Source organism: Okeania sp. SIO3B5, from assembly GCF_010692555.1.
Taxonomy (GTDB): domain Bacteria; phylum Cyanobacteriota; class Cyanobacteriia; order Cyanobacteriales; family Microcoleaceae; genus Okeania.
In genome coordinates, this window is record NZ_JAAHHG010000695.1 from 1 (window position 1) to 4387 (window position 4387).

The window sequence follows — 4387 nt, forward strand, 5'->3', positions numbered from 1 at the left end:
ATACTTCGTAATATACAAAAACTTCTTTCTTCCTTGTCTACTTTCCCTCCTTGTCCTCCAAGTCTCACCTCCACTAGCATCTTATGTAAAAAACCTACCCTTGTGAGGCCCCTCCCCCTCCCAGGAGGGGAAATAGGGGAGTAGGGGAGTGGGGGAAAAATAAACATAAGAATAATTAACATTAACTGAGCTGAAATGAGCAAAAAAGTGATTTTGCTTATGCTGATTAGTTGACAACTTTTTTTTCTCCTGACTCCTGATATCATGTCCGCTGGTATCGTTTGTGTAAAATCAAGGGTGAATATCTACAGGAAGTTTACGTTTTTTCAAGCTTTTAAGCCTTCTTCCCTCTTCCTTCTTCCTTCTTCCTTCTTCCTTACTTCACTATACAATACCGATGCTACCGGACATGATATGACTCCTGACTCCTGACTCCTAAATAATTAAGATTAATATCATACACTAATTTACCAACGCCGTTTCATCATATCCTGTAATTGCTGATTTATTCCTTCAGGTTTTAACCAACCATAACCTGCACTACCGAGAGTTTGGAGTAAATTTTGAAAGTCTTTATCAGACCAATTCGGAGTACCACTATGAGTTAGAGCTAAGGTGATTTTCTCTTCTTCTAATTGAGGCGATATCCAACGATTAAAAAATTTTATTAATGGATTATTAGTGTGTTGAAAAACTATAGGAGCTGTTTGTACTTTAATTGTGAAAGAGTAATTGATTTTAGAAGTATAATTTGCTCTCAAAATAATCTGGCGTTCATAATTTTCTTCGGCTAGGAGTTTGCTAGTATCTACAGTAATTTGGTACTCGTTTCGATGAAAATAAAATTGAGATGGAGTAATCAAAATTCAAGGATGATTATTTGTAAAATTCGGTGAGTCGTTAGGGTGCTTTGCTACTTCCCAAGTACCAGTTTTCACATCATTAGGAATATGGTTTGTTACAGAGATAATTTGAGTTAATTTTTCATCTATTTGAGTAGATGTAAAGTTTAGGGTAGGGATATTCAGTTCAACTACAGGAATATTTTTAATATCAATTTTTTGGAGAGCAATTTTAGCAGCTCCAGCAGATGGGTAGCGGTCTTTTTGATTAATTTGCACCATCTTTTCTAACCAGTTAACAAACATAGGGTTAAGATAATTTAAAAGATGTTTGAAATTAAGTTTATTGTCATCATCAACTAAGAGATGAATTTCAGTTTATTTAATTCCTGCTAGTAGACAAATTAGGGTAGCACCTAAACCATAAAGGTCTGTTGCGTTACTAAGTCTTCGGTTGTAAATTTGTTCTGGAGCCATAAATCCAAATGTTCCAGCAGCAACGCTTTCTGTTTTATTTTTGGCTTCAACTCCAATAGTTTGAGCTAAACCAAAATCTATTAAATAAACATTATTTTTGTTATCTATTAAAATATTTTCAGGTTTAATATCTCGATGAATTATGGGTGAATTTTGATTTTGCAGATATCTTAAAATGTCGAGTATGGAAATAATTATTTGTTTAATTTCTTCATGGTCAAAACTGCGTAATTCTGCTAATGATTTACCCGGTTTGTATTCCTGAACTAAGCAAAAACCTCTGGCAGTTGGGAATGAATTTAGATAACGAGGAATCCCTTTGTGATTTAGGAGTTGCATAATCTTAAGTTCATTCTCATAAGCTTTAAAACCAGACCAACTAGAGTTAGATTTTGCGAATTGAAATTGTTTGATTACAACAAGATTTTTCCTGTAGTTATCTTTAGCTAAGTAGACAACTCTACCACCAGCAGAATTTTTACCTAATTCTTTGATTATTTGATAGCGATCACTAGAATTAGTTTTTGGCAAAGATTTTTTTTCTTATTCATAAGTTTTCACCTATTATCTTAAAGTAAGCATTCAGCCGTCAGCTATCAGCTATCAGCTATTACTTTGATTTTTTGATAAAAGCTTGGTTATTCAGAATTAAATCTTATATCATGTCCGGATAATTAGTGATGAAAAAAACCAAAACAGTCACTTGCAGTACAAATCTTTTTATTCTCCCTACTCCCTACTCCCTACTCCCTACTCCCTACTCCCTTATTTATAACTATTCAACCGGACATGATATTACTTACTACAAAAGCAAATTTTCAAGTCTATATTCATAATAAACCTTCTTCTTAAGGTTGAGATTTTATTGCTGTTTGCGCAGCATTCCGCAGGAATAGCTGACTGCTAATAGCTGTTTGCGCAGCATTCCGCAGGAAATGCTTACATCTTAAATAACTATGGTTTAATTCTATAGGGCTTAGATTTGTGGTATTTATAAATAATTTGATTTTGTTGCCGGATTATATAGATAATTATAATAGTTGTTAATATAATAACTACTATGAAAAAAAATTGAAAAAATGAATTCATAGCAGCTTGAGCTCAAGAAAAATTTAACTGCCCTGATAAATTCAACAATACTAAACCTACGCTCGTACCTAATGCTACAGCTAATCCAGAAATCTGCATGGCAATTTTTTGGCTAAATCCTACTTCTAAATACTTTTTCAATAAAAATCCAAAAGTATTACCAAAAATAACTATTGTTCCTGTGGCTATAAAATAGATTAGGGGTATAAAAAAAACTGTTACCGAGGGAAGTATTAATGGATTCCACTTGCTTACTATACTAGATGGAAGGGCTATTGCAGAAATAACACCCATTAACCTAACAGATATAATTCCAAGTATATAAGAAAAAGGAATTGTAATTATCAAAGATAACCATCCCCATTTTATTCCCCATTTATATCCAACTATACACCAGAATATTGTACTAATTATAATCACTATATATTTTACTAATTCTCCTAAAATTGTCAAAAATTTTGTTATTATTAAATTTGAGCCATGGCTCGGGTAAGCTATCCTAAATATTACCCAAGCAAATCCCATCCCATAGAAAGATACAATTGCAAGCAATAAAAAAACTACCACCAAGCAAATATTAGCTATGAAAATTTTTCTGGCTGTAGGAATTTTAGCTGTTTCAACTTTAACAGTTAACTTTCTAGTATTAATTTGAGCATTTGTATCCAACAAAATTTCTCTGGTATAGACTTCATTTGCCATTAATTTACTACTATCAACAGTAATAGAACATTCAACATTATTTTTCTTAAACTTATTTGGTGAAAAAGAAATCTAAGAATGATTGTCAGGCTGATGTGGTAGATCTTTAAGATGGGGCGCAACTTGCCATTTTCCTTTCAATAGGGTTTGAGGAATCGAATTATTAACTACAATATTTTTAGTTAACTTAGAATTAATTTGAGTAAATCTAAACTTAAGATAGTTGTGACTCAGATTAACATCTGGCAGGGCAGTAATTGTTAATGGTAAAAGTTCTGATAATGCTACCTCAGCTGAACTATAACGGTCTTTTTGTTTCGGCCTAACCATTTTTTCTAACCAGTTGATAAAAGGTTTACTGAGATGAGTAACTAATGGTTGAAAATTAATATAACCATTATCATCAATTAGGGTTTCAATATTGTTAGATTTTGTTTCTGTTAATAAACAAATTAAAGTTGCTCCTAAACCATAAAGATCGGTAGCATTACTCAGAGAGCGGTTATAAATTTGTTCTGGAGCCATGAAACCAAATGTTCCAGCAGCTACGCTACTCATTGCTCCTTCTCCAATGCCAATTCTTGCCAAACCAAAATCTACTAAGTAAACATTCAATTGTTCGTCTACTAAAATATTTTCTGGTTTAATATCTCTATGAATTACAGGTGGAATACGATTTTGTAGATAGATTAATATTTCCAAAATAGAAATAGCAATTTCTTTAATTTGTTCCGGATTAAATTTATTTTTTACAGCCAGAGACGGAGCTTTTTTATACTCTTGTACTAAGCAAAACCAATCAGAAGTTTCAAACGAATTAAGATAGCGTGGGATACCAGAATGTTCGAGAGAACTTAGTACCTGAATTTCTCGCTCGTAGGCTTTTAAACCAGACCAGTTTGAATTAGATTTAGCAAACTGAAACTGTTTAACTACAACAGATTTTTCCGTAACATTATCTTTCATTAAATAAGTTACTCTACCCTCAGTGCTATTGCGACCTAGTTCGCGAATTTTTTGATAGCGGGAACGAGAATATTTTTGTGAATTGTTCATAGCAAAAATTTGGTTAATAGTAAATTTTATATAGCAATTCTTTAATCTGTGAGGTACAGATATTCGATCCCCCCTAACCCCCCTTAAAAAGGGCAGGGTCTATTTATTGTCACGAGAGAAAAAAGAAGTAGGGGAGTGGGGGAGTGGGGGAGTAAGGTCAATTTATCGTCAAGAGAGAAAAATTGTATCCTTTGAAATTTTGAAATTTTGTACATCTTGCT

General features: G+C 32.8%; 5 protein-coding genes. All 5 read right to left on the bottom strand.

Features of this window, described 5'->3' with window-relative positions; genetic code table 11:
* Positions 1 to 467 precede the first annotated feature (467 nt).
* Positions 468 to 863 (bottom strand): hypothetical protein, encoded by a 396-nt coding sequence (locus F6K54_RS41030; protein ID WP_293090240.1) that lies wholly within the window; start codon positions 861 to 863, stop codon positions 468 to 470.
* A 3-nt stretch (positions 864 to 866) separates the two neighbouring features.
* Positions 867 to 1148 (bottom strand): hypothetical protein, encoded by a 282-nt coding sequence (locus tag F6K54_RS41035; protein WP_293090242.1) that lies wholly within the window; start codon positions 1146 to 1148, stop codon positions 867 to 869.
* A gap of 72 nt (positions 1149 to 1220) precedes the next feature.
* Positions 1221 to 1850 carry a serine/threonine-protein kinase gene (locus tag F6K54_RS41040; protein ID WP_293090244.1) on the bottom strand — a complete coding sequence of 210 codons (630 nt, stop codon included), beginning with the start codon at positions 1848 to 1850 and terminating at the stop codon, positions 1221 to 1223.
* A gap of 570 nt (positions 1851 to 2420) precedes the next feature.
* Positions 2421 to 3110, bottom strand: a complete 690-nt coding sequence (locus F6K54_RS41045; protein ID WP_293090247.1) for a hypothetical protein — start codon at positions 3108 to 3110, stop codon at positions 2421 to 2423.
* A 72-nt stretch (positions 3111 to 3182) separates the two neighbouring features.
* Positions 3183 to 4166 (bottom strand): serine/threonine-protein kinase, encoded by a 984-nt coding sequence (locus tag F6K54_RS41050; protein ID WP_293090249.1) that lies wholly within the window; start codon positions 4164 to 4166, stop codon positions 3183 to 3185.
* Between the last annotated feature and the right edge of the window lie 221 nt (positions 4167 to 4387).

Coding starts and splice junctions, on each gene's coding strand:
- F6K54_RS41035 (WP_293090242.1), bottom strand. CDS start 1,148: ATGTTTGTTAACTGGTTAGAAAAGATGGTGCAAATTAATCAAAAAGAC.
- F6K54_RS41045 (WP_293090247.1), bottom strand. CDS start 3,110: ATGGCAAATGAAGTCTATACCAGAGAAATTTTGTTGGATACAAATGCT.
- F6K54_RS41050 (WP_293090249.1), bottom strand. CDS start 4,166: ATGAACAATTCACAAAAATATTCTCGTTCCCGCTATCAAAAAATTCGC.